This window comes from Ciceribacter sp. L1K23 (genome assembly GCF_018122705.1).
Taxonomy (GTDB): domain Bacteria; phylum Pseudomonadota; class Alphaproteobacteria; order Rhizobiales; family Rhizobiaceae; genus Allorhizobium.
The window spans coordinates 813,990-838,681 of record NZ_JAGRRC010000001.1 but is presented as its reverse complement, the minus strand read 5'-3'; the positions used below and the strand labels follow the sequence as shown (position 1 = coordinate 838,681).

19 protein-coding genes are annotated in these 24,692 nt (G+C 60.5%); 4 read left to right on the top strand and 15 right to left on the bottom strand.

Features of this window, described 5'->3' with window-relative positions; genetic code table 11:
• Positions 1 to 26 precede the first annotated feature (26 nt).
• From J5J10_RS03825 to urtA, 7 genes are all read right to left on the bottom strand, one after another.
• Entirely contained in the window at positions 27 to 845 is an 819-nt protein-coding gene (locus J5J10_RS03825; RefSeq protein ID WP_349252035.1) for an urease accessory protein UreD, read from the bottom strand.
• A complete protein-coding gene (locus J5J10_RS22355; RefSeq protein WP_249116668.1) occupies positions 788 to 1,927 on the bottom strand; it encodes a polyhydroxybutyrate depolymerase in 1,140 nt (379 codons plus the stop codon). Before J5J10_RS22355 ends, J5J10_RS03825 begins: the two co-directional genes overlap by 58 nt.
• A gap of 97 nt (positions 1,928 to 2,024) precedes the next feature.
• A complete protein-coding gene (gene urtE, locus J5J10_RS03820; RefSeq protein WP_211928898.1) occupies positions 2,025 to 2,720 on the bottom strand; it encodes an urea ABC transporter ATP-binding subunit UrtE in 696 nt (231 codons plus the stop codon).
• A 46-nt stretch (positions 2,721 to 2,766) separates the two neighbouring features.
• Entirely contained in the window at positions 2,767 to 3,531 is a 765-nt protein-coding gene (gene urtD / locus J5J10_RS03815) for an urea ABC transporter ATP-binding protein UrtD (protein WP_208552173.1), read from the bottom strand.
• Entirely contained in the window at positions 3,528 to 4,700 is a 1,173-nt protein-coding gene (urtC, locus tag J5J10_RS03810) for an urea ABC transporter permease subunit UrtC (RefSeq protein ID WP_211928897.1), read from the bottom strand. The genes urtD and urtC overlap by 4 nt, the downstream gene beginning before the upstream one ends.
• Positions 4,697 to 6,304: an urea ABC transporter permease subunit UrtB gene (gene urtB, locus J5J10_RS03805; protein WP_211928896.1), complete on the bottom strand. Its 1,608-nt coding sequence runs from the start codon at positions 6,302 to 6,304 to the stop codon at positions 4,697 to 4,699. The genes urtC and urtB overlap by 4 nt, the downstream gene beginning before the upstream one ends.
• Positions 6,305 to 6,503: 199 nt before the next feature.
• Positions 6,504 to 7,793, bottom strand: a complete 1,290-nt coding sequence (urtA, locus tag J5J10_RS03800; protein ID WP_208552185.1) for an urea ABC transporter substrate-binding protein — start codon at positions 7,791 to 7,793, stop codon at positions 6,504 to 6,506.
• 240 nt (positions 7,794 to 8,033) lie between these two features.
• Between urtA and J5J10_RS03795 the strand changes: the two genes are divergently transcribed.
• The 4 genes from J5J10_RS03795 to J5J10_RS03780 all read left to right on the top strand — a co-directional run bounded on the left by J5J10_RS03795 (position 8,034) and on the right by J5J10_RS03780 (position 15,551).
• Positions 8,034 to 8,588, top strand: coding sequence for a biliverdin-producing heme oxygenase (locus J5J10_RS03795; RefSeq protein WP_211928895.1), 555 nt, complete (start codon positions 8,034 to 8,036; stop codon positions 8,586 to 8,588).
• Complete coding sequence (locus J5J10_RS03790) at positions 8,589 to 11,144, top strand: HWE histidine kinase domain-containing protein (RefSeq protein WP_211928894.1); 2,556 nt, start codon at positions 8,589 to 8,591, stop codon at positions 11,142 to 11,144. It abuts the gene before it with no gap.
• Between the two features lie 110 nt (positions 11,145 to 11,254).
• On the top strand, positions 11,255 to 14,641 hold the full coding sequence (locus tag J5J10_RS03785) for an ATP-binding protein (RefSeq protein WP_211928893.1): 3,387 nt from the start codon (positions 11,255 to 11,257) through the stop codon (positions 14,639 to 14,641).
• Positions 14,634 to 15,551, top strand: a complete 918-nt coding sequence (locus J5J10_RS03780) for a response regulator transcription factor (protein ID WP_211928892.1) — start codon at positions 14,634 to 14,636, stop codon at positions 15,549 to 15,551. The genes J5J10_RS03785 and J5J10_RS03780 overlap by 8 nt, the downstream gene beginning before the upstream one ends.
• A gap of 30 nt (positions 15,552 to 15,581) precedes the next feature.
• Here J5J10_RS03780 and J5J10_RS03775 read toward each other — a convergent pair whose 3' ends face one another.
• The 8 genes from J5J10_RS03775 to J5J10_RS03740 form a co-directional block, all read right to left on the bottom strand.
• Complete coding sequence (locus J5J10_RS03775) at positions 15,582 to 16,139, bottom strand: hypothetical protein (RefSeq protein ID WP_211928891.1); 558 nt, start codon at positions 16,137 to 16,139, stop codon at positions 15,582 to 15,584.
• Positions 16,140 to 16,421: 282 nt separating this feature from the next.
• The gene (locus J5J10_RS03770; protein WP_208553940.1) at positions 16,422 to 17,537 is read right to left on the bottom strand and encodes a branched-chain amino acid ABC transporter substrate-binding protein; all 1,116 of its coding nucleotides are present in this window, start codon (positions 17,535 to 17,537) and stop codon (positions 16,422 to 16,424) included.
• A gap of 119 nt (positions 17,538 to 17,656) precedes the next feature.
• Positions 17,657 to 18,010: a DUF6867 family protein gene (locus J5J10_RS03765; RefSeq protein WP_208553939.1), complete on the bottom strand. Its 354-nt coding sequence runs from the start codon at positions 18,008 to 18,010 to the stop codon at positions 17,657 to 17,659.
• A 22-nt stretch (positions 18,011 to 18,032) separates the two neighbouring features.
• Positions 18,033 to 18,761, bottom strand: coding sequence for an ABC transporter ATP-binding protein (locus J5J10_RS03760; protein WP_211928890.1), 729 nt, complete (start codon positions 18,759 to 18,761; stop codon positions 18,033 to 18,035).
• The gene (locus J5J10_RS03755; protein WP_282959979.1) at positions 18,761 to 19,630 is read right to left on the bottom strand and encodes an ABC transporter ATP-binding protein; all 870 of its coding nucleotides are present in this window, start codon (positions 19,628 to 19,630) and stop codon (positions 18,761 to 18,763) included. The genes J5J10_RS03760 and J5J10_RS03755 overlap by 1 nt, the downstream gene beginning before the upstream one ends.
• On the bottom strand, positions 19,630 to 21,021 hold the full coding sequence (gene livM / locus J5J10_RS03750; protein WP_211928888.1) for a high-affinity branched-chain amino acid ABC transporter permease LivM: 1,392 nt from the start codon (positions 21,019 to 21,021) through the stop codon (positions 19,630 to 19,632). Before livM ends, J5J10_RS03755 begins: the two co-directional genes overlap by 1 nt.
• Positions 21,022 to 21,025: 4 nt before the next feature.
• The gene (locus J5J10_RS03745) at positions 21,026 to 21,928 is read right to left on the bottom strand and encodes a branched-chain amino acid ABC transporter permease (RefSeq protein WP_208553935.1); all 903 of its coding nucleotides are present in this window, start codon (positions 21,926 to 21,928) and stop codon (positions 21,026 to 21,028) included.
• 281 nt (positions 21,929 to 22,209) lie between these two features.
• The gene (locus J5J10_RS03740; RefSeq protein WP_211928887.1) at positions 22,210 to 24,636 is read right to left on the bottom strand and encodes an FAD-dependent oxidoreductase; all 2,427 of its coding nucleotides are present in this window, start codon (positions 24,634 to 24,636) and stop codon (positions 22,210 to 22,212) included.
• Positions 24,637 to 24,692 lie beyond the last annotated feature (56 nt).

Below are 24,692 nucleotides of genomic sequence, written 5' to 3'. Positions count from 1 at the left end.
GACCGCTCCACTTGTTTTTCAGGCTCTTACAGATTCCAGACTTTCGGCACAGACGCGCCGCCGCGCAAGACGGAAATGACCGGGATCAAGGTTTTTCTGAGTGCGAAACCGTCCTCGGCGACAAGGCGGACGACGAGCTTGCCGTTCCACTCGCTCGCACCGCCAAAGCTGTTGCCGAGCGCGCTACGCACTGTTGCCAGATAGGCTTCGCTTTTCGGGCCGGTATAGAGCACGGTCGCGAACGCGACATTTCCATGAAGCACCGCCGCGCGACCGGCAAGCTCTGCCACCGGCCCCTTTAGGCGCAGGTCTTCCGCATGGATGAGGCGCCCTTCGCGGCGGATGCGCCACCGATCACGCACAAGGCCGGTCTCCATGGCCTCGCCCATTGCCTTGCGCCCAAGCAGGATCGCTTCGACGGCAAGAAACTCGGCATCGGCGGCAAGATCGACGTCAAGATGGCGCGTCAGGGAAGAACGGTCGAAGAGAATGGATTCCTGCGGCAGCCAATGGACGCGCGCGCCCTGCTCAACCGTGATTCGGGTTCTGATCTCGGCCGTGTCCTCGGCGGCCTTGTAGATCTTCTCGCACGCCTGCGTCGTGGCGGTGACGAATGTGCCGGCGCCGGCGCTTACCTCCCAGCCGAAACGATCGCCGCCCGTCATCCCGCCGGCGGTGTTGATGAACACCGCCTCCATCTCGCTGGAAAACGTGTCGGGGAGCCGAATCTTGGCGGCCCCCTCCTGATAAAGCTCGGCGATCCGGCTGCGTCCGCCGAGCGCCTTTGCTACAAGTCGCCCACGACCGCGGGCTCGCTGCTGGCTGATCCGAGCGGCTGGCTGCACGTTTTCCCCTGTCCGCCCGTCGAATCCGGGCCGGCGTTCTTGGCGGTCGGGCAAGCCGCTTGTCCCGGCTGGCCCGCAAGCAGACCGCCACCCGAAGTCTGGAAGAAGTCCCATATTCTTCCGGTCGCATCAACCTCACGACTCGGCTGATTTCCGGTAGAGGCAAGTTGGAATAGCAGCTTCTGGCTTGGCCAAGAATGCCCTGCATCGGCGATCACATAGGACATGACGCCGACACCGTTCTTACAGCTGACATAACTGGAGACACTGATCTCCTCACCCTCGCCGGTCATCGGCTTCATGTCGCAGCCATTGAGTTCCGCCCAGCGCCCCACAGCGACCTTGCCGCCATATTGCCAATAAGGCTTTCCGCCGCCGGAGAAGGGATTGACGTCATCCTTCAGGCCCGAAAACGCGATGATCGAGATCGGCTTGGCGGGCTTGCAGGTATCCGGACGGGGGCGCCAAACACCTTCTTCCTGTTCCGGATAACCGGCGCGCAATCCCATCATGAACCCTGCCGCGGCGAACTCTGAGTTGCCGTTGCAGATGAACTGCGACAGCATCCGCCCGCCCCCGGAATAGCCGGTCGCGTAGATACGCGCCGGATCGACGCAGAAGGTTTCCTTGGCATAGGCAACCGCGTCGCGGATGAACTGCTCTTCGTCGAGACCATTCTCCTCGCTGACGCCCGGCAGCGGCTTCACCCCCGGCACGTTCCAGGCATGCGCGCCCTTGAACGATCCGTCGAGGCTGCCCTGCAGCGCGATAACCATGAAGCCCTCGCGCTCCCCGATCTCATCCCAGTGGCTGCGGTTCATCTGACCTTCCGGATGGCTGTTCGAGCCATGGAAGTCGAACACCAGCGGCATCTTGCGCTTTCCGTCATAGGCCGACGGAACGAAATAAACGGCGGAGCGTTCTACACCGTCAGACATGATCTTAAGGTCATGGCGCCCCGACTGGAAAACCGGGCCGCAGCCAGCGGCAAGAGCCGCAGAATTGACGAGTGTCACAAAAACCGTCGCGAGCACGACGCGAACCCACGCCGGCTGACGGAAAAAAACCGCGCTGGTTGTCATCGATATGCCTTCTGTTCGCAGACGAGCGGAAAGTACCACGACACCGTGCAGCATCAAGCGTACATTCTTATCAAATTAACAAAGCAGCCCTGCAACATCAGACGGTCAGATGCCTCCGCGCCTCCACTGTATCCAGCGTTTCGGCCGGCCCCTCATGCACGATCTCGCCGCGATCCATGATGTAGACGTGATCGGCGAGCTCCCGGCAGAAGTCGAGATATTGCTCGACGAGCAGGATCGCCATGCCCGTCGAATCCCTTAGATAGCGGATTGCCCGGCCGATATCCTTGATGATGGACGGTTGAATACCCTCGGTCGGCTCGTCGAGAACCAATATCTTCGGCCGCGTGACCATGGCCCGCCCGATCGCCAGTTGTTGCTGCTGTCCTCCGGACAGATCGCCCCCGCGTCGGCCCAGCATGGTCTGCAGGATCGGGAACAGGCTGAAAATCTCGTCGGGAATGAACTTGTCCTTTCGCGACAGCGGCGCGAAACCGGTCTCGAGGTTTTCCCTGACCGTGAGCAGCGGAAAGATCTCCCGCCCCTGCGGCACGTAGCCGACACCACGCCGCGCCCGATTAAACGGCGCCAGCCCGTTGAGCACCTCTCCCTCGAAGCTGATCGATCCCGCCGAAATGGGATGCTGCCCGGTCACCGCGCGCAACAGCGACGACTTGCCGACGCCGTTGCGTCCGAGAACGCAGGTGATCTTGCCCATCGGAGCGCCAAGGCTGACGCCGCGCAAGGCCTGCGCTGCGCCATAATGAAGATTGACGTTATCGACTGTCAGCATTGGAAAGCTCCAGCGGCTGGACCTGAACGGAAGATGGCCCTCATCATTACCGCCCCAGATAGTTTTCGATGACCTTCGGATCGCTCGACACGAAGTCGATCGATCCCTCGGCCAGAACAGAACCCTCGGCGAGGCAGGTGACCTTGACGCCGAGATCGCGGATAAAGCCCATGTCGTGCTCGACGACGACGACAGAGCGGGTCTTGGCAATTTCCTTGAGCAGCACCGCCGTCTCCACAGTCTCAGCATCCGTCATGCCGGCCACCGGCTCGTCGACGAGCAAAAGTTGCGGCTCCTGGGCGAGCAGCATGCCGATTTCCAGCCACTGCTTCTGCCCGTGGCTGAGATTGGCGGCATAGTCGTCCTTCCGACCGGTCAAACGGACCGTTTCGAGGATTTCTTCGATACGGCCCTTGTCTTCTGGCGACAAACGATAAAACAGCGTGGCGAAGACACCGCGCTTGCGGTTGAGCGCCAGTTCAAGATTGTCCCAGACGGTATGGCTCTCGAACACCGTCGGCTTCTGGAACTTGCGACCGATCCCGAGCTGGGCGATTTCGGCCTCGTCCTTCTTCGTCAGATCGACGGTGCCGTTGAAGAACACCTCGCCCTCGTCGGGACGGGTTTTCCCGGTGATGATATCCATCATCGTCGTCTTGCCGGCGCCGTTCGGGCCGATGATCGCCCGAAGCTCGCCGGGCTCGACCACGAAGGAAAGCGAGTTCAGGGCCTTGAACCCGTCGAAGGAGACCGAGACCCCATCGAGATAGAGAAGGCTGGTAGGCTTCTGGTTCTGGATCGTCGTGTTCATTCCGCCGCCTCGCGCTTCATCTCGACACCGATGCCCGCCTCAGCTGCCGCCGACACCTTCGCCGCCTGGGCATAGTCCTTGCGCCGGGCCATAGCCTGCTGGACCGTCCCGACAATGCCCTTCGGCAGGAAAAGCGTAACGGCAATGAACAACCCGCCCAGCGCATAGAGCCAGAACTCCGGAAACGCACCGGTAAAGAAGCTTTTTCCGGCGTTGACGAGAACAGCGCCGATGATCGGGCCGATCAGCGTTCCGCGCCCGCCGACTGCGGTCCAGACGACCACCTCGATGGAATTGGCCGGGGCAAATTCGCCCGGATTGATGATGCCGACCTGCGGCACGAACAGCGCGCCGGCAATGCCCGCCATCATGGCCGAGACCACGAAGGTGAAGAGCTTGATGTTTTCAACCCGGAACCCGAGGAAGCGGACCCGGCTTTCCGCATCGCGGACGCCGACCAGCACCTTTCCGAACTTGGACCGCGTAATCGCGGAGGCGAGCAAAAGGCAGATCGACAGCATGATCGCCGACAGGGCGAAGAGAACAGCACGCGTTCCGTCCGCCTGCACGTTGAAGCCGATGATTTCTTTGTAATCGGTCAGGCCGTTGTTGCCGCCAAAACCCATGTCGTTGCGGAAGAAGGCGAGCATCAGCGCATAGGTCATCGCCTGGGTGATGATCGACAGGTAGACGCCGTTGACACGGGAGCGGAACGCGAACCAGCCGAACACGAAGGCCAGCAGCCCGGGCACGAACAGCACCATCAGCATGGCAAACCAGAACATGTCCATCCCGTGCCAGAACCATGGCAGTTCCTTCCAGTTGAGGAACACCATGAAGTCCGGCAGGATCGGGTCGCCATAGACGCCGCGCGAGCCGATCTGCCGCATCAGGTACATGCCCATGGCATAGCCGCCAAGCGCGAAGAAGGCGCCGTGACCGAGCGAAAGAATGCCGCAATAGCCCCAGACGAGATCGAGCGCCAGCGCCAGCAGCGCGTAGCATAGATACTTGCCCATCAACGAGACGGCATAGGTCGGAATGTGGAAGGCGCTCGTCTCGGGCACCAGCAGGTTGAGCGCCGGCACCAGAAGCGCGAAGGCGAGGAGGATTGCCACCGCGACGACGATCTTGCCTTCCAGCGCGCGGAGAATGAAGCCGGTGATCATGCTTCCACCGCCCTTCCCTTGAGCGCGAACAGTCCGCGCGGTCGTTTCTGGATGAAGAGGATGATCAGGACCAGGACTAGGATCTTGCCGAGCACGGCACCGACCGATGGCTCGAGGAACTTGTTCAGCACACCGAGCGACAAAGCGCCGACCAGCGTGCCCCACAGATTTCCGACACCCCCGAAGACCACCACCATGAAGCTGTCGATGATGTAGCTCTGCCCAAGGTTCGGCGAGACGTTGTCGATCTGTGAGAGCGCAACACCCGCGATCCCGGCGATGCCGGAGCCGAGCGCGAAGGTGAGCGCATCGACCCAAGGGGTGCGGATACCCATGGAGGACGCCATCCGCCGGTTCTGCGTCACGGCGCGCATGTTGAGCCCGTAGGCGGATTTCTTCATGACGACGAGAAGGGTGAAGAAGATCGACAGGGCAAAGACAACGATCCAGAGACGGTTCCAGGTGATCGTCATGCCGCCGACCGGGAACGAGCCGGACATCCAGCTCGGATTGCCCACTTCCTGGTTGGTCGGCCCGAAGATCGAACGGATCGCCTGTTGCAGGATCAACGAGATGCCCCAGGTGGCGAGCAGCGTTTCAAGCGGACGACCGTAGAGAAAGCGGATCACCCCGCGCTCGATCGCGAAGCCGACCGCGCCGGTCACCAAAAAGGCGACCGGCAGCGCGATCGCGAGCGACCAGTCGAAAAGGCCGGGATAACTGGTGCGGATGACCTGCTGGACGACGAATGTCGAATACGCGCCAAGCATCACCATCTCGCCGTGCGCCATGTTGATGATGCCCATCACGCCGAACGTGATGGCAAGCCCGATGGCCGCGAGCAGAAGAACCGACCCGAGAGAGACGCCGTACCAGACGTTCTGCGCCATATCCCAGAAGACGAGCGTATCTTCGATGGAAGCAATTGCCGCCTCCAGGTCGGGGCGAAGTTCTTCATCGGCCGAACCGAGAGCGCCACCCAGAACGGAAATAGCGTCGCGGCCACCCTTGCTTTTCAGAGTCTCGATGGCGGCGCGCTTGTCTTCGATCGGGCGATCGGATGTCAGCAGGGACACGGCGCGGGCTTCTTCCATGCGCGCCTTGACCTCTGCATCGGTTTCCTTGGCAAGCGCGGCCTCGACGAGGTCCAGATTTTCCGCGCTTGGCGATTGCAGAACTTGCTGCGCGGCTTGCAAACGAATGGCGCGGTCAGGACTGAGCAATGTGAGGCCACCGAGCGCGGACCTGATGGCACGTCTCAGGTTGTTGTTGACCTTGATCTTGGTGACTGCAGATTTTGCGACCTCGGCGACGCCCTCGCCCGTCAGCGGATCGATCAGCGACAGCTTTGATCCAGCCGGCTTGGCGATGAAAACGACATTGTCCGACTTGCGGAAATAGAGATCACCCTCGGCGAAGGCTTCCAGAGCCGGCACGACGCGGGTATCCCCGGTCGCGGCAATCTGCATCAGAAGGTCTTCGGCCTGCTTGAAATTGGCCTTTGCCAGTTGATCGATCAGCGACTTCGGGTCAGCGCTTTGCGCCAGTGACGGCGCGGCCAACGACAGAAAAAGAAAAAGTAGCGTGAAGAAACGGATGAGCATTGTCTTGTCCCCCGGATGACGGGCGGTGGAGCGCAGAATGGCCTCTCATCCGCCTGCCGGTACCTTCTCCCCGTCAACGGGGAGAAGGACGATTGTCGCGCCCTCACTGACCACCACCGGCATGTCTGCCGGCCAAATCCCTCTCCCCGGTTGCGGGGAGAGGGTCAGGGTTGAGAGGCTGAGAGCAAAGATCAGCCGATCAGCTGCCCTTGCCGCCGCACTTGCCGGTGGCGACGTTGAAGTTGCCGCACTCCATCGGCTTGCGCCAATCGGAGATCAGGTCCTTCGAGTCCGGCAGATAGTCAGACCACTCGTCACCGACGACCGAAGGCGTCTGCTGCACGATTTCGAACTGGCCGTCGGCCTGGATTTCGCCGATCAGCACCGGCTTGGTGATGTGGTGGTTCGGCATGACGGTCGAGTAGCCGCCGGACAGGTTCGGCACGGCAACGCCGATGATTGAGTCGAGAACGGCATCCGTATCGGTGGTGCCTGCAGCTTCGACGGCCTGAACCCAGGCATTGAAGCCGATATAGGCGGCTTCCATCGGGTCGTTGGTCACGCGCTTGTCGTTCTTGGTGAACGCATGCCAGGTCTCGATGAACTCGGCATTGGCATCGGACTCGACGGACTGGAAGTAGTTCCAGGCGGCCAGGTGACCGACGAGCGGGCCGGTATCGAGACCGGCAAGCTCTTCTTCACCCACCGAGAAGGCGACGACAGGGATGTCTTCGGCCTTGATACCCTGGTTGGCGAGCTCCTTGTAGAAGGGAACGTTCGCGTCACCGTTGATGGTCGACACGACGGCGGTCTTCTTGCCGGCCGAGCCGAACTTCTTGATGTCGGAGACGATCGTCTGCCAGTCGGAGTGACCGAAAGGCGTGTAATTGATCATGATGTCTTCTTCGGCAACGCCCTTCGACATCAGGTAGGCCTTGAGGATCTTGTTGGTCGTCTGCGGGTAGACGTAGTCGGTGCCCGCGAGAACCCAACGCTCGACGCCTTCGGTCTCGGCCAGATAGTCGACCGCCGGGATCGCCTGCTGGTTCGGAGCGGCACCGGTGTAGAAGATGTTGCGCGAGGATTCTTCACCCTCGTACTGGACCGGGTAGAAGAGGATAGAGTTCAGCTCTTCGAATACCGGAAGAACAGACTTGCGCGAGGACGAGGTCCAGCAACCGAAGACGGCAGCGACCTTGTCCTGGGAGATAAGCTGACGAGCCTTTTCGGCAAACAACGGCCAGTCCGATGCCGGGTCGACGACCACGGCTTCGAGCTTCTTGCCAAGGACGCCGCCCTTCTTGTTCTGCTCTTCAACGAGCATCAGCATGGCGTCCTTCAGCGTCGTCTCCGAAATCGCCATCGTGCCGGACAGCGAATGCAGCACGCCGATCTTGATCGTGTCTTCCTGGGCGAACGCGCCATGGAAGGCCGTTGCCGACAGCATGGCGGCAGTCAGCGCGCCGATGAGATGTGACTTGAGTTTCATTGCTTGAACCCCTCTCCTTGTTTCGCAACTGGTGGGTTAATGCGTTTTAACCGTTGCTGAGGGGACTATCCGACGCTGCAGTGCAAAACCGTATACGTAATTTGACGTAGGCCAGGGGGAAAGCTGCGCAGGCCGGGCGCGCCTGTTTTGGGAGACCACCTTTTGTCGTCGGCATGTCATAGTATATTGACGCTTAGGCCATCGAAGGGACATGGCATGACTTTCAACGGGAAAAGATGAATGCCGCTTCCGCGCCGCAGGCAGAATTTGAAGACACTGACCGCAGACTTGCATCAGCGACTGGACGACAAGGTTGGCGCTCTCGACAGCATCGAGGGTTATGCGGCCTATGTTGAAGGAATGTTGAGATTTCGCCGTGAGATCGAGCCGAGAATCGAAGCATCCAATCTGGCTGACGTGTTGCCTGGCTTCCTTCCAATCCTGATCTCGAAGGAACTGGAGCGGGATGTTGCCAACGTTAGGGGTAGCGTCGCTGCTGGCAACAGCGAGTTGTCACGCGATGGCATCGCATTCAGCCGCGACGAACTTTTGGGCACACTCTACGTGCTGGAGGGTTCGGCGCTTGGTGCCCGTATTCTCGTTCGCCGTGCGGCGGGCCTGGGGTTCGGCGAGAACTCTGGCGCCGCCCATCTCGCAAAACAATCTTCGAACGCCGGGAACTGGAACGCGTTTGCCGCGTTATTGGAAACGGTGAGGAATGTGGACGAGGACGCTATGGCAAATGCGGCCTTGGCAACCTTTGCTACAGCACTAAGCGCCTTCGAGACCCACTAAATGCATTCTCCTCTACCTCCTCAAGCCGTCAACCTGACGAACTGCGACCGTGAGCCTATCCATATCCCTGGAAGCATCCAGCCTCACGGATGCCTTCTCGCCTGTGACGCCGTCGCTGCGCGCGTCTTGCGGCACTCGGCAAATGCCGCTGAGATGCTCGGCTTTTCGGGCAACATGATCGGCGCCAATCTGAATGACGTAGTTGGAAGCCAGGCAAGTCATGACCTTCGCAATGCTCTGGCCGCAGCGCCCCAGGCGTCGCGACCAGCACTTTTGCAGCGGGTCTTGTTGGAAAACGGCAAGTTCTTCGACGTCTCCCTCCATCGTCACGCCGGCCACGCGATCATCGAGTTCGAGGCGTGCGACGAGGTTTTCGTTCCGCTTCATCTTGCACGTGAACTGATTGGACGCATCCGGCAGGTTTCCCGAACCGACCAACTTTTGCGCCTGTCCGCTACGCTCTTGAAGGCCGTGCTCGGCTATGACCGGGTGATGATCTACCGTTTCGACGCCGACGGCGCTGGGAAGGTCGAGAGTGAGGCGAAGCGCCCCGATCTAGAGAGCTTTCTTGGCCAATACTTCCCGGCCAGTGACATCCCGCAACAGGCGCGGGCGCTCTATGTAAAAAATCCGATACGCATCATCTCCGACGCCAGTGGCAGCAGGATTCCCATAGAGCCGGTATTCGACCAGTCCGGCGAGCCGCTAGACCTCTCGTTCGCCCACCTACGCAGCGTCTCACCGATCCATCTGGAATATCTTCGCAACATGGGCGTCGCCGCATCGATGTCGATCTCGATCATCGTCGAGGGAGCGTTATGGGGATTGATCGCATGCCACCACTACAGCCCGAAAAACCTTAGCCTCCCTCAACGCGTCGCGGCGGAAATGTTTGGGGAATTTTTCTCCATGCATCTGATCGGACTGCTGCAGCGACAGAAGCTTGACGTCGTAACGATGGCGCGCCGCGCCCTCGATCGCTTCTTTCTTCGGGCCACCGAGTATGGGGACGTGGCGGAGCTTCTGGTCGAAGTCCTCCCGGATTTCAAATCGCTGCTGCCCTGCGACGGCATCGGCGTTCTGATCAACGGGAAATGGCATGGGCTCGGTACGACGCCCCCTGCCGATGCCATTCCATCGCTTGCGGAACATGTCGCGGCATTCGGCGAGCACAGGATCTGGGCGACGCATATGCTGGCCGATATCCACCCGCGCGCCGATGCTTATTTCCAGGATGTCTCCGGTCTTCTGGCTATTCCCCTGTCGCGCGTAACGGACGATTGCCTGATGTTCTTCCGCAAGGAACGCCTTCAGACACTGAACTGGGCAGGAAACCCCGAAAAGTCCTACGAAACAGGCCCCATGGGCGATCGCCTGACGCCGCGTAAGAGCTTCGACATCTGGAAGCAAACCGTCGAGCGGCAGTCCGAACCCTGGAGCGAGGCCGACCGGGAAATTGCCGCCGCCATTCACTCCGCGACCGTCGAGGTGGTGCTGCGCCAGAGCGAGCTCATGCAGGAAGAGCGCGACAAGGCGGAAGTGCGCCAGCGACTGCTGAACGAGGAACTGAATCACCGCGTCAAGAACATCCTTGCCGTGATCAAGTCACTTATTGCCGGCCCGGCGCGCGAAAGCGCGACACTTGTCGACTACGTGACCTCGCTGAAAGGTCGAATTCAGGCGCTCTCGCACGCGCACGATCAGGTCATTCGTGGCAGTGGCGGCGGCGAAATCGGCCGGTTGCTGGAGGCTGAACTGTCGCCGTACCGCACCGATATCAATCGTCTTGGCCTTGAAGGCCCGACGGTCTTGCTGGACGGCAGAGCCTATGCCGTGACGGCCCTCGTCATCCATGAGCTCTGCACCAACGCGGCCAAATACGGCTCGCTCTCGCGCTCCGGGGGAACGTTGGATGTGAGCTGGGAGCTGCTCGATCAAGGCGATCTGCAGATCCGCTGGACGGAAAGCGGCGGTCCGCCGGTGGACATCCCGATGTCGCGCGGCTTCGGCTCCGCACTCATCGACCGCAGCATCCCCTTCGACTTGGGCGGCAAGAGCAAGGTTACCTATGATCCAGGCGGTGTGAAAGCGACGCTTGTTATACCCGGCCGCTTCCTGAGCGTGCCGCAGGACCAGACAGCAAACATATCACGATCACCCGCGACGATGGGCGATACCGAAGTGCAACGGAGAACTGACATGTCCCTCCTCCTCGTCGAGGACCAGATCCTCATCGCCATGGATGCCGAAACCATGCTTGCCGACAACGGCATCCAAGACGTTGTCACCGCCAATTCCAGCGACATGGCGCTAACGCACTTGAAGACCTTCACACCGGACGTCGCGCTGCTGGATATTAATCTGGGCAGCGGCACCTCCGTTCCGGTGGCTGAGGAACTGGTTCGCCGCGGCATACCCTTCATTTTCGCAACCGGCTACGACGACCGTACCGCACTACCCCAAGAACTACTCTCGGTCCCTGTTGTCCGCAAACCCTACGACGCCGACGAACTGATCAGCGCGATCAATCGACTGCTGGCCGACCCTATCGCCTGACACCTCGCGAACGCCGGCGCGGATCATGCCGCAGATCCCTTGCATTTCGTGCCATTCTCGTAACAATGCCCAATCTCTATTCAGTCTCTCGAAGGCGCTAGATTTTAGGCATGCCGGCACGTCAACGCATCATTCCCGTCCGACGCGAGTACAATCGCTGGGTCGCCAACCAGACGCTTGAAGATTATGCACTGCGCTTCACCGCCAAGAGCGCGCGTCAGTTCTCATCGAGCCGGATTTCCCAGACCGCGATCGGCGCGATCTCGTTTCTAGCCCTGGAAGCGATCGGCGGAACGATTACCATTGCTTACGGCACGACCAACGCCTTCTTCGCGATCATCGTCGCCGCGGTCCTGATGCTGTTGGTCGGCGTGCCGATCAGCCGATACGCGATCCGCCATGGCGTTGACATCGACCTTCTGACGCGTGGCGCCGGCTTCGGTTACATCGGTTCGACCATCACCTCGCTCATCTATGCCAGCTTCACCTTCATGCTCTTCGCCATCGAAGCGTCGATCATGACCAAGGCGCTGGAACTGGCCTTCGGCATCCCGCTCTGGCTCGGCTACATTATCTCCGCTATCGTCGTTCTTCCGCTGGTCACCTACGGAATACGGATGATCTCGAAGTTCCAGCTGATCACCCAGCCCTTCTGGATCGTGCTCAATATCCTGCCCTTCGTTTTCATTGCATTTCTGGACTGGGAAAAGATCGACCTCTGGCGCGCCTTCGCCGGCGTCGGCCATTCGAATGCCGGGCTTGGAGACACCGCTCCCTTCGATCTCCTCGAATTCGGTGCCGCGTCCGCCGTGATCCTGGCGCTGATGCCGCAGATCGGCGAGCAGGTCGACTTCCTTCGCTTTCTGCCACCGGAGGGCGCGCGCAAGCTGCACCACCGTATTGCGATCTTTCTCGCCGGCTCCGGCTGGGTGGTGCTTGGCGTACCGAAGCTGCTTGCCGGCTCTTTCCTCGCCGTTCTGACTCTCTCCACCGGAGTGCCGATTGGCGACGCGGCGGACCCGGCTCACATGTATGTGGCGGCCTTCGGCTACATGATCCCGAACGAAACGGCAGCAATGCTGCTGATGGCAGGTTTCGTTGTCATCTCTCAGCTCAAGATCAACGTGATGAACGCCTATGCCGGCTCTCTCGCATGGTCGAACTTCTTTTCGCGCCTGACCCACAGCCATCCGGGCCGCGTCGTCTGGCTCGTCTTCAATGTGGCGATCGCCCTCCTCCTGATGGAGCTTGGCATCTATGGCCTGCTCGAGGAAACGCTCGGCATTTTCTCGATCATCGCCATGAGCTGGCTCTGCGCGATCTCCGCCGATCTCTTCGTGAACAAAAAGCTTGGGCTTTCGCCGCCCGGCATCGAGTTCAAGCGCGCTCATCTCTACGATATCAATCCCGTCGGATGCGGCACGATGCTGTTCTCGGCAAGCCTGGCGCTGGCTGCCCATTTCGGTGCCTTCGGCTCGCTGATGGCGTCGCTTTCCACCTATGTGACGCTCGTCGCTTTTGTCATCTCACCGCTCATCGCGTGGGCGACGGACGGCAAGTTCTATCTCGCCCGCAAGCCGCGGCAGAGCTGGAAAAATCTCACCGGTATCACCTGCTCCATCTGCGAGCATCCCTTCGAGCCGGAAGACATGGCCTGGTGCCCTGCCTATGCCGCTCCGATCTGCTCGCTCTGCTGCACGCTCGACAGCCGCTGCCACGACATGTGCAAGCCGCACGCGAAGCTCAATGCGCAGGCCGGGGTTGTCGCCCGAGCCTTCCTGCCGGATGTGCTGCTGGAGAAGTTCTCGACACGCCTGGGGCGCTATGCGCTTACGGCAATGATCTCTATTTCCATCATAGGCGGCATCCTCTCGCTGATCGCACACCAGGTGAACGTCGCCACGCCCGACATGGCCGAGGTGGTCAACCGCACCATCACCGTCGTCTTTTTCATTTTCGCGATTATCACCGGCATCGTCTCCTGGTTCTACGTGCTCGCCCATGACAGCCGCGTCGTTGCGGAGGAGGAATCATCCCGCCAGAACACGCTGCTGCTCAAGGAAATCGCCGCACACCGCAAGACGGACGCTGCCTTACAGAATGCGAAGGAAACCGCAGAGGCCGCCAACCGGGCCAAGAGCCGCTACGTGGTCGGCCTCAGCCACGAGCTGCGAACGCCACTCAACGCCGTGCTCGGTTACGCGCAGCTGCTGGAAAAGGACGAGAGCATTCCGCAGCCTCGCCAGTCCGCGATCCGCGTGATCCGCCGCTCCGCCGATCACCTTTCGGGCCTGATCGACGGGCTGCTGGACATTTCGAAGATCGAGGCCGGTCGGCTGCAGGTCTATTCCAACGAAGTGAACTTCCACGATTTTCTCGACCAGATCGTCGACATGTTTGCCCCCCAGGCCGAGGCCAAGGGTTTGAGCTTCGGCCACGAGCGCCCCCCCGGACTGCCGCAATATGTCCGTACCGACGAGAAACGCCTGCGTCAGATCCTCGTCAACCTGCTGTCCAATGCGATCAAGTTCACCGACGCGGGCACGGTCCGTTTCCTCGTCACCTATCGCAATCAGGTGGCGACCTTTACCGTCTCGGACACGGGTCGTGGCATCACCGAGCGCGACCTGAAACGCATCTACGAACCCTTCCAGCGCGGCGAGGCGGACAACATCCGGCCGATGCCCGGCCTGGGCCTCGGCCTGACGATCACCAAACTTTTGACCAATACGCTGGGCGGCGAGATCGCCGTGGAAAGCGAAAAGGACAAGGGCACGACCTTCCGCGTCCGCCTGATGCTATCGACCGTCGACCGGCCGAGCACGGCGCCGGCGCCGGAGCGAAAGATCGTCTCCTACACCGGCCCGCGACGCACCATCGTCGTCGTCGACGACAACGAAGATCATCGCGAACTGATGCGCGAGGTGCTTGCTCCTCTCGACTTCATTGTGTTGACCGCCAATTCGGGTCCGGACTGCCTGACACTGATAGAGGGCGTGAGACCGGACTTGTTCCTGGTCGATATCTCCATGCCGGGTATGAACGGCTGGCAACTCGTCGAGCGGCTTCGCGAGGCGGAGCAGAAGGCACCGATCCTGATGCTGTCGGCCAACATCGGCGATGGCACGGCGGCCGTCGGCACCGATGGCCACAGCGACACGATCGCAAAACCCGTCAACGTCAAGCGCCTTCGGGATAAGCTCGCCATGCATCTCGGGCTTGAATGGCTGTACGCCGACGACATGCCATCAGCGTCAACGACAGAGAAGGCGATCATAGCGAAAGGACCGGGGCGCCCGCATGTCGAGGACCTGCTTCGGCTGGCTGAAATCGGTTATGTGCGAGGCATCGAAGCCAAGCTTGCCGACCTGGCGAAGGAACCGGAAAACGCGGCCTTCACCTCCGCGGTGGGGAAGTACCTCGAGACATTCGACATGCCGGGTGCCATGCGGTATCTGAAGTCGCTTGAGGCAGAGGGGGCCAAGGACGGTGGCTGAGATTGGCGGACCGCGCGACATTGTCTTGCTGGTGGACGACAGCCCGGAAGCCTTGGGCTTTCTCACCGAGGCGCTGGAGCAATCCGGCTATTCCGTCCTGATCGCCACCTCGGGCCAGGCGGCGCTGTCGATCGTCGAACGGATCAGCCCCGACCTGATCCTGCTTGACGCCGTCATGCCCGGCATGGACGGGTTCGAAACCTGCCTGAAGCTCAAGGCGAACCCCTCGGTTGCGCAGGTACCCGTGATCTTCATGACGGGCCTGACGGAAACCGAGCACGTTGTGCACGCGCTGGAATCTGGTGGTGTCGACTACCTCACAAAGCCTATTAACATCGACGAACTGAGGGCCCGCATCCGCGTCCACCTGTCGAACGCCCGCTCCGCCCAGAGCGCGCGCGTCGCGCTCGACGCCGCCGGGCGGCATTTGCTGGCGATGAGGTCGAACGGGTCGGTTCTCTGGTCCACGCCTCAGGCAACACGCCTCGTCAACGCCGCGACCGGCCGTGATGACGGACTGGACGCCATCTCCAGAACCGTACGACAGTGGATGGAACGTCGGCAACAGCCGGGCTTCTCGCGCGACGCATCGTTCATGGTTGATGCTGCCCCTTCGCTGCAGATGACCTTCCTTGGCGCAATCAGCAACGACGAATACCTCTTCCGCCTGACCTCCGCCACGAAACGGGATGACGACGTGGCGCTGAGAAACGCATTCGGACTCACGCAGCGGGAATCCGAGGTGCTGATCTGGATAGCCAAGGGCAAATCCAACCGCGATATCGGTGAAATCCTCGGCCTGTCGGCTCGCACCGTCAACAAGCATCTGGAGCAGATCTACGTAAAGCTCGGGGTTGAGAATCGCGCATCCGCCGCGGTCAAGGCGGCGCAGACGTTGCACGAGGCCTGATTACGCCGGGGCTCCTCAAGAGCCTAACAGCTACAATGGCCCGTAAATCCCGATCTCATCGGGAGCGCCAAGAAGTTCCGACGCCTCGGCATGGTCCGCGACGGTGCCGTACTCTTTCTCAAGCGCTTTCGTCACCTTGTCGTTCGCCTCGGAATCACGCGCGCTGTTGATGACCTCGTTTATCGACAGACCGAGCTTGTCGAGGCCGAGATCCCGCTCAATGCTGGCAATGGCCTGCTGGCCGTTTGGCTGCATCCGGATGTTGCTGAGGGCAGCCTTCATTGCCGAGACGAATTCGTTCGCTGTCGCATAGTCGTCCTTGTCGACACCGAGCGCCTTGCCGGTGCGCTCGATGAGATCGAGCTTCATCGCGGCAATGCTCTGGTGATTGACGCTGAAAAGCCTCTCGGAAAGCTTGGCTTCCGCCTTATTCCCCTGCCCATCCGATCCGGTGAGGTCAGGGAGACCGTTGGCAACGGCGATCATGGCATCAGAAACGTCGGCCGAAGCGGGCGCTGAACCGCCAGTCGAAGTGGTCTGTTGGAGAATGAGCAAAGCGGCAGAATTGGTCGTCGAAATCGAGGTCATTGCACTTCCTTCGATCGGAGCGCCGTCGCGCGAAACGCCTAAATCATGGTCGTGTGATGTAAAATACCGGACCAGAAGTAGCGTGAACGCGATTAAGCATCCGTTAACCCGCAGCCTGTCCTCCTGGGCCGGAACCGCGCCCCCATGTGGGCGGCCGAGCGTGCAACTTTCCTTCTGATACGCTTTCAGACCGATAGATGCGGCGGGAATACATACGCCCACAAAAGCAGAAAGCCCGGTCTTGCGACCGGGCTTTCATGACATCGGCCGTAGGCCTGATGATTACATTTCGAAGTAGCTGATGTTGCCGTCTTCGCCCTTCTTCCACTCGTACATGACGTAGTCCGGACGGGTGATGTCGCCCTTCTCGTCAAAGCCGAGTTCGCCGATAACGGTCGGGAACGGACCCTTTTCCTTCGTTGCGGTTGCAACGGCTTCCGGATCGTTGGAACCGGCGGCCTTTGCAGCCTCTGCGATGACCTGCAGGGCAGCATAGGAGTAGAGGGTGTAGGCTTCCGGCTCGAAGTTGGCGTCACGGAACTTCTTGACGACGTCCTGTGCGGCCGGGTTCTTGCGCGGATCCGGAGCGAACGTCATAAGCGTGCCGATAACGGCGTCGCCGGCGATCGAAGCCAGTTCGTTCGAAACGATACCGTCGCCCGACATGAAGGTTGCCTTCATGCCCTGGTCGGCCGCCTGGCGCTCGATCAGGCCGAACTCGGTGTGCAGACCGCCGAAGTAGACGACGGTAACGCCGGCTTCCTTCATCTTGGCGATCAGAGCCGAGAAGTCCTTGTCGCCGGTCGTGACGCCTTCGTAGATCACTTCGGTGACGCCAGCGGCGTTCATGGCCTTCTTGGTTTCGTCAGCCAGACCCTGACCGTAGGGGGTCTTGTCGTGAATGACGGCAACCTTGGCGTCCTTGAACTTTTCGGCGATGTAGCTGCCGGCAACGAGGCCCTGCTGGTCGTCACGGCCGCAGGTACGGAAGGTGTTCCAAAGGCCGCGCTCGGTGTAGGTCGGGTTGGTCGAAGCAGGCGTGATCTGCATGATGCCGTTTTCGGCGTAGACTTCCGAAGCCGGGATCGAAACGCCCGAGTTGAAGTGACCGACGACGAACTTGACGCCGTCAGCAACGAACTTGTTGGCAACGGAAACGCCCTGCTTGGCGTCCGAAACGTCGTCGCCGAGCACGATCTTGATCATTTCACCGTTGATGCCGCCAGCTGCGTTGATGTCGGCAGCTGCCTGCTCGGCACCCTTCTGCAGCTGAGCGCCGAAAGCGGCGTTCGGACCGGTCAGCGGGCCTGCGACGCCAACCAGCAGGTCTGCCCAGGCGTTGCCGCCGAAGGCTACCACTGCCGTCAGCGCAACGGCGGAGAGAAGCGACTTCTTCATTATGTTACTCCCAATTTTTAAGGTGGCTTTGGTTACGAGAACCCTGCGCAATACCCACCATCACTGCGCGGGAAAACTGTTCCACTCTGTTGTTATGTGAGACGAGAAAACCGACGCTGTCAATCTTTCTTCTTCCAGGAAAAAGGCGAGGTTTTTTCGTACATCCAGTAATAGTTTTCAACCATTTGCGTGGTGCGCCGTGTCCGGAAACCACTGATCGAAAGGATCATCAGAAGCACCACGTCGATGACGTAGAAAGAAGGGCTGATGAAGGGCCCCTGGAACAGCGCGTAATGCAGGAAACGCATCACGACGCCGAGAAGAAGCGTGTAGACGATGACCGTCGGATAATCCTGCCACCCTTCGGCAACCGCCTTGCCGGTACGCCACGCGGTCCAGAACCCGAGGAGGACGACCAGGAAGCGCAGCACATAGCGGACGCCGGTATCGCTCTCGAAAAACAAACCCTGCATATCGAATACTCCTATCGGCGCCTTAGTGGTGGCCGCCTTCGAGGTAGGCCGCGCGGACCGACGGATCGGCGAGCAGTTCCTTGCCGGTACCGCTCATCGTGACCTGTCCGTTGACCATGACATAGGCGCGGTCCGACAGCTTAAGCGCCGCGAATGCGTTCTGTTCGACGAGGAACACGGTCAGCCCCTCTTCCTTGTTAAGCTTGCGGATCGCTTCGAAGATTCCCTTGACGATCAGCGGCGCGAGACCGAGTGACGGCTCGTCCAGCAGGAGAAGCTTCGGGCGGGCCATCAAGGCGCGGCCGATCGACAGCATCTGCTGCTCACCACCAGACAAGGTTCCGCCGCGCTGGCTCTGGCGCTCCTTCAAGCGCGGGAAGAGCGTGAAGATCTTCTCGACGTCCTCGTTGAAGTATTTGAGGTTATCGAGGCCGGCACCCATCTGCAGGTTTTCGAGCACCGTCATGCGCGGGAAGATGCGACGTCCCTCGGGCGACTGGGCGATGCGGCGGCGCGCGATCAGGTGCGTCGGCATCTTGGTAATATCGGTGCCGTCGAACGTGATCGTACCCGTGCGGGCCTGCGGCGCGCCGCAGATCGTCATCATCAGCGTCGACTTGCCGGCGCCGTTCGCGCCGATCAGGCTGACGATCTCGCCGCGATTGACGTGCACGGTGACACCGGCCAGCGCGCGGATGTTTCCGTAGTAGGTTTCGACACCTTCTACCTTGAGCAGGGCTTCAGCAGACATCAGTTCTGCCCTCCCGAAACGGCGTCGACTTCATGTATCGCGTCTTCCAATTCTTCGTCCTCGACACCGAGATAGGCAGCGATCACCTTCGGATCGTTTTTGACGTGATCCGGACTGCCGTCGGAAATCTTCTGGCCGTATTCCAGAACCACCACATGGTCGGAGATTTCCATAACCACCGACATGTCGTGCTCGATGAGCAGCAGCGAGGTACCCTCGTCGCGAATGCTGCGCAAAAGCGCGTTGAGCGCCAGCGACTCCTTCGGATTGAGACCGGCGGCCGGCTCATCGAGGCACAACAGTTCGGGGCCGGTGCACATGGCTCGTGCGATCTCGAGGCGACGCTGTGCACCATAGGGCAGATCACCGGCCGGATCGTCGGCGCGCTCGACCAGATCGGCCTTCTCCAGCCAGAACTTAGCCCGCTCGATTGATGCCTTTTCCGCCGCCTTGTAGGCCGGCAGACCAAGCAGACCGAGTACCGTGTAGCCGGAAGCCTTCATCAGCATGTTGTGCTGGGCGACGAGCAGGTTTTCCAGAACCGTCAGACCCGAGAACAGCCGGATATTCTGGAAGGTGCGCGCGACCTTCGCCTTCTTGGTGATCTCGAAGTCGGCGAGACGTTCGAGCAGAAACTGCTCGCCACTCTTCTGCGTCAGCGTGATCATGCCCATCGTCGGCTTGTAGAAACCGGTGATGCAGTTGAACACTGTGGTCTTGCCCGCGCCGTTCGGGCCGATCAGCGCGGTAATTTCCCCGCGCTTGGCCTCGAACGAGAAGTCGTTGATGGCCATGAGACCACCGAACTTCATCGACAGGTGTTCGACCTTGAGGATCGTATCAGTCATTGCAGTCGTCCCGGACGTCATCAGCCGTGACCTTCCTTGGTAAAGCTACCAGACACAGCCTTGCTTTCCTTGAGGAAGGCGGTTGGCTGGCGCGACCCCACGAAGCCGCGCGGCTTGAACAGCATCACGATGATCATCGCCAGGCCGAAGAGCAGCATGCGGTAGAGTTCCGGCGTAAAATCGTCGCCGAAGATATGCTTCAGGAACTCCATCTCGCGCAGCGCTTCCGTGCCGCCGACCATGACGATCGCTGCAATCGCGATACCCGTCAGCGAACCCATGCCGCCCAGAACCACGATGGCGAGAATGACAGCGGATTCCAGGAAGACGAAGCTTTCCGGCGAGACGAAGCCCTGGCGCGCGGCGAAGAACGAGCCGGCGAAGCCGCCGAACATCGCACCGATCGAGAACGCCGTCAGCTTGGTTGCGACCGTGTTGATGCCGAGCGAACGGCAGGCGATCTCGTCCTCGCGCAGCGCTTCCCACGCACGTCCGATCGGCATCCGGCGCAGGCGGATCGTCACGTAGGCGGTGAGCAGGCAGAGCGCCACGATCACGTAGAACAGGAAGATCTTGTAGTAGGCCGAAGACATCGGCAGGCCGAAGGTCTTGGCAAAACCGTCCGGCGAGGCATCGAACGACATGCCGAACAGCGTGGCCTTCGGGATGCCGGAAATGCCGAACGTACCCTTGGTGACGTCCGTCCAGTTGATCAGCACAAGGCGGATGATTTCGCCGAAGGCGAGCGTCACGATGGCAAGATAGTCGCCTCTGAGCCGGAGAACCGGGAAGCCGAGAATGATGCCCCAGAACGCAGCCAGGATGCCCGACAGCGGCAGCAGAACCCAGAACGACAGGCCGAACTGCTGCGACAGCAGCGCATAGGAATAGGCGCCGACCGCATAGAAGGCCACGTAGCCGAGGTCGAGAAGACCCGCGAGGCCGACGACGATGTTGAGGCCCCAGGCCAGCATTACGTAGATCAGGATCTGGATGCCGAAGTTGTCGACGAACTTCAGCGAGCCCTGAATGCCCGCAGCCCAGACGGCAACGGCCGGATAGATCAGCACGGCGGCGAGCGCCAACTTCAGGAAATGCTGGTGGAAGAAGGATGGCTTTGCATCGACCTCATGCACCGGCACCTGGGCGCGGCGGCTGGTGCGCGACGCCTTCCAGGGCTGGAACACGGCGACTACGAAGAAGCGTCCGGCTGCGGCGATGAGGACAAAGCTGGCCAGAAGACCCCAGCGTGTCCGCCACACCAGCGCGTTGTTCATGTCCTGGTAGGTTTCGATGCCGACGAACAGGAGGAACATGCCGAAGGCAAGAACGCCGGCAAAGATAGCCTCCTTCACCGCCCGGCCGAGCGTGCTCTGCTCGACCTGGGCTGTAGTGGGTGCAGTGCTTGTCATGATGTCAAACCTTCTCGACTTCGGGTCGACCAAGGATACCGGTCGGCTTGAAGATCAGCACGAAGGCGAGGATACCGAAGGTGGCCACGTCCTTGTAGGCGATCGTGAAGTAAGCAGACCAAAGAGATTCGATCAGGCCGATCAGCAGCCCGCCGAGAACCGCACCCGGCAACGATCCGATACCGCCGAGGACCGCAGCGGTGAACGCCTTGACACCCGGAATGAAGCCGTCGTTGAACGAGGCAACGCCGTAATACATCAGATACATCGTACCAGCGACCGCGGCCAGCGCAGCACCCATAACGAAGGTGATCGAGATGGTCCGGTCGACGTCGACGCCGAGCAGTGCGGCCATTTTCCGGTCCTGCTCCGTCGCACGTTGAGCACGCCCGAGCGGCGTCTTGTTGACGATGTACCAGAACGCAGCCAGCAGAACGACAGTGACGGCAACGATGATCAGCTGCTTCAGCGAAATCGTGATGTCGCCGAAATGATAAACGTCATTGACCAGGGGCGGGATCGGCTTGTTGCGCGGGCCCTGCGTGACCTGGATGAAGTTCGACAGCACGATCGACATGCCGATGGCCGTGATCAGCGGCGCCAGGCGGAACGAACCGCGCAGAGGCCGGTAGGCAACGCGTTCGATCACCCAGTTCCACAGACCCGTCATCAGCATGGCCACGATCAACATGACCAGCAGGGCCAGCGCGACCGGTATGCCGGCAAAGAACGACGTCAGGATGAGAAAAACGATCAGGGCTGCGAAGCCGCCAAGCATGAAGATATCGCCATGGGCGAAATTGATCATGCCGATGATGCCGTAAACCATCGTATAGCCGATCGCCACCAGACCATAGATGGATCCAAGAGTCAGCCCGTTGATGAGCTGCTGGACAAAGTACTCCATTTACTACCCCCGGACGCGATCTTCATCGCCGCGTCTCTTTTTTGTCTACCCTTGCGGGTCACCAACTGGAGCAATTCCATAGCGTCTCGGATAAAAAAGGGAAGTCTAAAAGCTCGACTTCCCGCATTTTCGACGCATTTCCGCACAAATTGACGCCAAAACGGCCTGAGGCATCAAATTTGCGGCATGATGTGCAGCAATTTTGGGCAGCGTACCGCTTTCGAAAAAACGGTACGGTTGCAAATGATGGCACTACTACCGCGCGAGTCGTGTTCGCCGAGTCAGCCGCGCATGACGGAACCGTTCGCATCGAAAAGAGGATGAGGCTGCAGACGGGCCGGAAGAACATCCCCGAGAATTTCGATAGACCATCCGTCCGCCTCGTCGGCGACGTCCTTCGGCACGTATCCGACCGCCACCGACAGTCCGGCCGCGTGCGCGTACCCCCCCGAAGTCACCCAGCCGAGCGGCTCGCCCTTGTAGAAGATCGGCTCGTCCCCGATGACATCGGCATCCTTCGCGTCGATGATGAAGGTGCGCAGGCGCAGCTTTCCGCCCGACAGCTTTTCCTCCATCGCCGCTTTCTTGCCGATGAAGTCGGCTTCTTTCTTGAGTGCCACGAAACGGGAAAGACCGGCTTCGAGCGGACCATAGAGGGGCCGGTATTCGCGCGACCAGCTGCCGTAGGATTTTTCCAGGCGAAGGGCGTTGAGAGCCCGCAGGCCGAACGGCTTGATCCCGAACTCGGCCCCTGCCTCCACGATCAGGTCGTAGAGATAACGCTGGTACTCAGGCCGGACCCAGATTTCGTAGCCGAGATCGCCGGTGTAGCTGACGCGCCCGACGACGACAGGCGCCATGCCGAGATCCATTTCGCGAATGTCCATGAACGGAAACGCTTCGTTCGAGACATCGAGATGCGTCAGCTTTGCCAGCACCTCGCGCGATTTCGGTCCCGCGATCGCAAGGCCGGTCAGACCCAGATTGAGCGACTCGATCTCGACGGAACCATCATCCGGCAAATGCTGTTCGAACCAGCGCATGTGGTAGTCCTCTGCAAGACCAGAGCCGATCAGCAGGAAGTCTTCGTCGTCGAGCGTCGCAAGCGTGAAATCGCCGATCAGCTTCCCGGCTTCGTTCAGCATGGGCGCAAGCGTCATGCGACCGGCCGGCGGGATCCGGCAGGTGAGCATCCGGTCGATCCAGTCACGCGCGCCGGGACCCGACACGGTATATTTCGCGAAGCCCGAGGTCTCCATGATCCCGACGCTGGCCCGCACCGCCTTGGCTTCGGCGGCGACATAGTCGAAGTCCGTCGAACGGCGCCAGGAGAACTTGTCCTCGATGCCTTCAGGCGCGAACCACAGCGGAGTCTCAAGGCCGTAATAGGCTCCGAACACGGCGCCGGCGCTCTTCAGCTTGTCGTAGACCGGCGTAGTAAGCAGTGGCCGCGCACCCGGAAGTTCCTCGTTCGGATAGCGGATCGAGAACCGGCGGGAATAGTTCTCGCGCACCTTGGCATTGGTATAGGCGAGCGTCGCGTAGTCGCCGTAACGGCAGACATCCATGGCAAAGACATCGAAGCCCGGATCGCCGTTGATGATCCACTGGGCGAGCGCAAGTCCAACGCCGCCGCCCTGGCTGAAGCCGGCCATGACCGCGCAGGCCGACCAGAAATTCGTCATGCCGCGCACCGGACCGACCAGCGGGTTGCCGTCGGGGGAGAATGTAAACGGTCCGTTGATGATCTTGCGGATGCCGGCATTGTTGAAAGCCGGAAAATGACGGAAGCCGATCTCGAGTTCGTTGGTGATCCGTTCAAGGTCTTCGGCCAGCAGCTCGTGCCCGAAGGTCCAGGGCGTCTCTATCGGCGACCATGGGCGGCAATCCTTTTCGTAGGTGCCCATGAGCATGCCGTTGCGCTCCTGGCGAATGTAGATTTCGCCGTCGAAGTCGACGCAGTGCATCAGTTCTCGACCGGCCTTCTGGTTGAACTCGATCACCTCCGGCATGTCCTCGGTGATCAGATACATGTGCTCCATCGCCAGTACAGGAAGCTCAAGGCCGACCATGCGCCCGACCTCACGCGCCCACAAACCGGCGGCATTGACGACATGCTCGGCCTGAATCTCTCCCTTGTCCGTGATCACCCGCCAGGTGCCGTCAGGAAGCTGCATCAGTTCCTCGACCTTGGTGTGCAGATAGATCTCGGCGCCGTTCTTCTTCGCCGACTTGGCGTAGGCGTGCGTGGTACCGTAGGGATCGAGATGACCTTCGTGCGGATCGAAGACGGCGCCGACGAACTGGGTTGGATCGAGCAACGGCATCATCGCATGCGCTTCTTCGACCGAGACGAGCCGCGCCTCCCCGCCCCCATACTTGCCTTTGGCGAGCAGCGATTTGAACCAGTCGAAGCGCTCATGGGTGGCCGCCAGCATCAGGCCGGAGGTCATGTGCAGGCCGATGTCCTGGCCGGAATACTCCTGGATTTCCTTATAGAGATCGACGGTGTATTTCTGCAGCTTGGCGACGTTCGGGTCACCGTTGATCGTGTGCATGCCGCCGGCCGCGTGCCAGGTCGATCCGGAGGTGAGCTCCGACCGCTCGAGCAGCACGACATCGCTCCAGCCGAACTTGGTGAGGTGATACAGCACCGAACATCCGACGACACCACCACCGATGACGACGACACGCGCATGACTTTTCATGAATGGATTCCCCTTAGCGCTACAGGCATTGTGCCGAAAGCTAGAGTGGCACGCAA

Excerpts from the sequence above, each read along its gene's own strand:
- J5J10_RS22355 (WP_249116668.1), bottom strand. The coding sequence starts at position 1,927 with ATGACAACCAGCGCGGTTTTTTTCCGTCAGCCGGCGTGGGTTCGCGTC.
- urtE (WP_211928898.1), bottom strand. The coding sequence starts at position 2,720 with ATGCTGACAGTCGATAACGTCAATCTTCATTATGGCGCAGCGCAGGCC.
- urtD (WP_208552173.1), bottom strand. The coding sequence starts at position 3,531 with ATGAACACGACGATCCAGAACCAGAAGCCTACCAGCCTTCTCTATCTC.
- urtC (WP_211928897.1), bottom strand. The coding sequence starts at position 4,700 with ATGATCACCGGCTTCATTCTCCGCGCGCTGGAAGGCAAGATCGTCGTC.
- urtB (WP_211928896.1), bottom strand. The coding sequence starts at position 6,304 with ATGCTCATCCGTTTCTTCACGCTACTTTTTCTTTTTCTGTCGTTGGCC.
- urtA (WP_208552185.1), bottom strand. The coding sequence starts at position 7,793 with ATGAAACTCAAGTCACATCTCATCGGCGCGCTGACTGCCGCCATGCTG.
- J5J10_RS03795 (WP_211928895.1), top strand. The coding sequence starts at position 8,034 with ATGCCGCTTCCGCGCCGCAGGCAGAATTTGAAGACACTGACCGCAGAC.
- J5J10_RS03790 (WP_211928894.1), top strand. The coding sequence starts at position 8,589 with ATGCATTCTCCTCTACCTCCTCAAGCCGTCAACCTGACGAACTGCGAC.
- J5J10_RS03785 (WP_211928893.1), top strand. The coding sequence starts at position 11,255 with ATGCCGGCACGTCAACGCATCATTCCCGTCCGACGCGAGTACAATCGC.
- J5J10_RS03775 (WP_211928891.1), bottom strand. The coding sequence starts at position 16,139 with ATGACCTCGATTTCGACGACCAATTCTGCCGCTTTGCTCATTCTCCAA.
- J5J10_RS03770 (WP_208553940.1), bottom strand. The coding sequence starts at position 17,537 with ATGAAGAAGTCGCTTCTCTCCGCCGTTGCGCTGACGGCAGTGGTAGCC.
- J5J10_RS03765 (WP_208553939.1), bottom strand. The coding sequence starts at position 18,010 with ATGCAGGGTTTGTTTTTCGAGAGCGATACCGGCGTCCGCTATGTGCTG.
- J5J10_RS03760 (WP_211928890.1), bottom strand. The coding sequence starts at position 18,761 with ATGTCTGCTGAAGCCCTGCTCAAGGTAGAAGGTGTCGAAACCTACTAC.
- J5J10_RS03755 (WP_282959979.1), bottom strand. The coding sequence starts at position 19,630 with ATGACGTCCGGGACGACTGCAATGACTGATACGATCCTCAAGGTCGAA.
- livM (WP_211928888.1), bottom strand. The coding sequence starts at position 21,021 with ATGACAAGCACTGCACCCACTACAGCCCAGGTCGAGCAGAGCACGCTC.
- J5J10_RS03745 (WP_208553935.1), bottom strand. The coding sequence starts at position 21,928 with ATGGAGTACTTTGTCCAGCAGCTCATCAACGGGCTGACTCTTGGATCC.
- J5J10_RS03740 (WP_211928887.1), bottom strand. The coding sequence starts at position 24,636 with ATGAAAAGTCATGCGCGTGTCGTCGTCATCGGTGGTGGTGTCGTCGGA.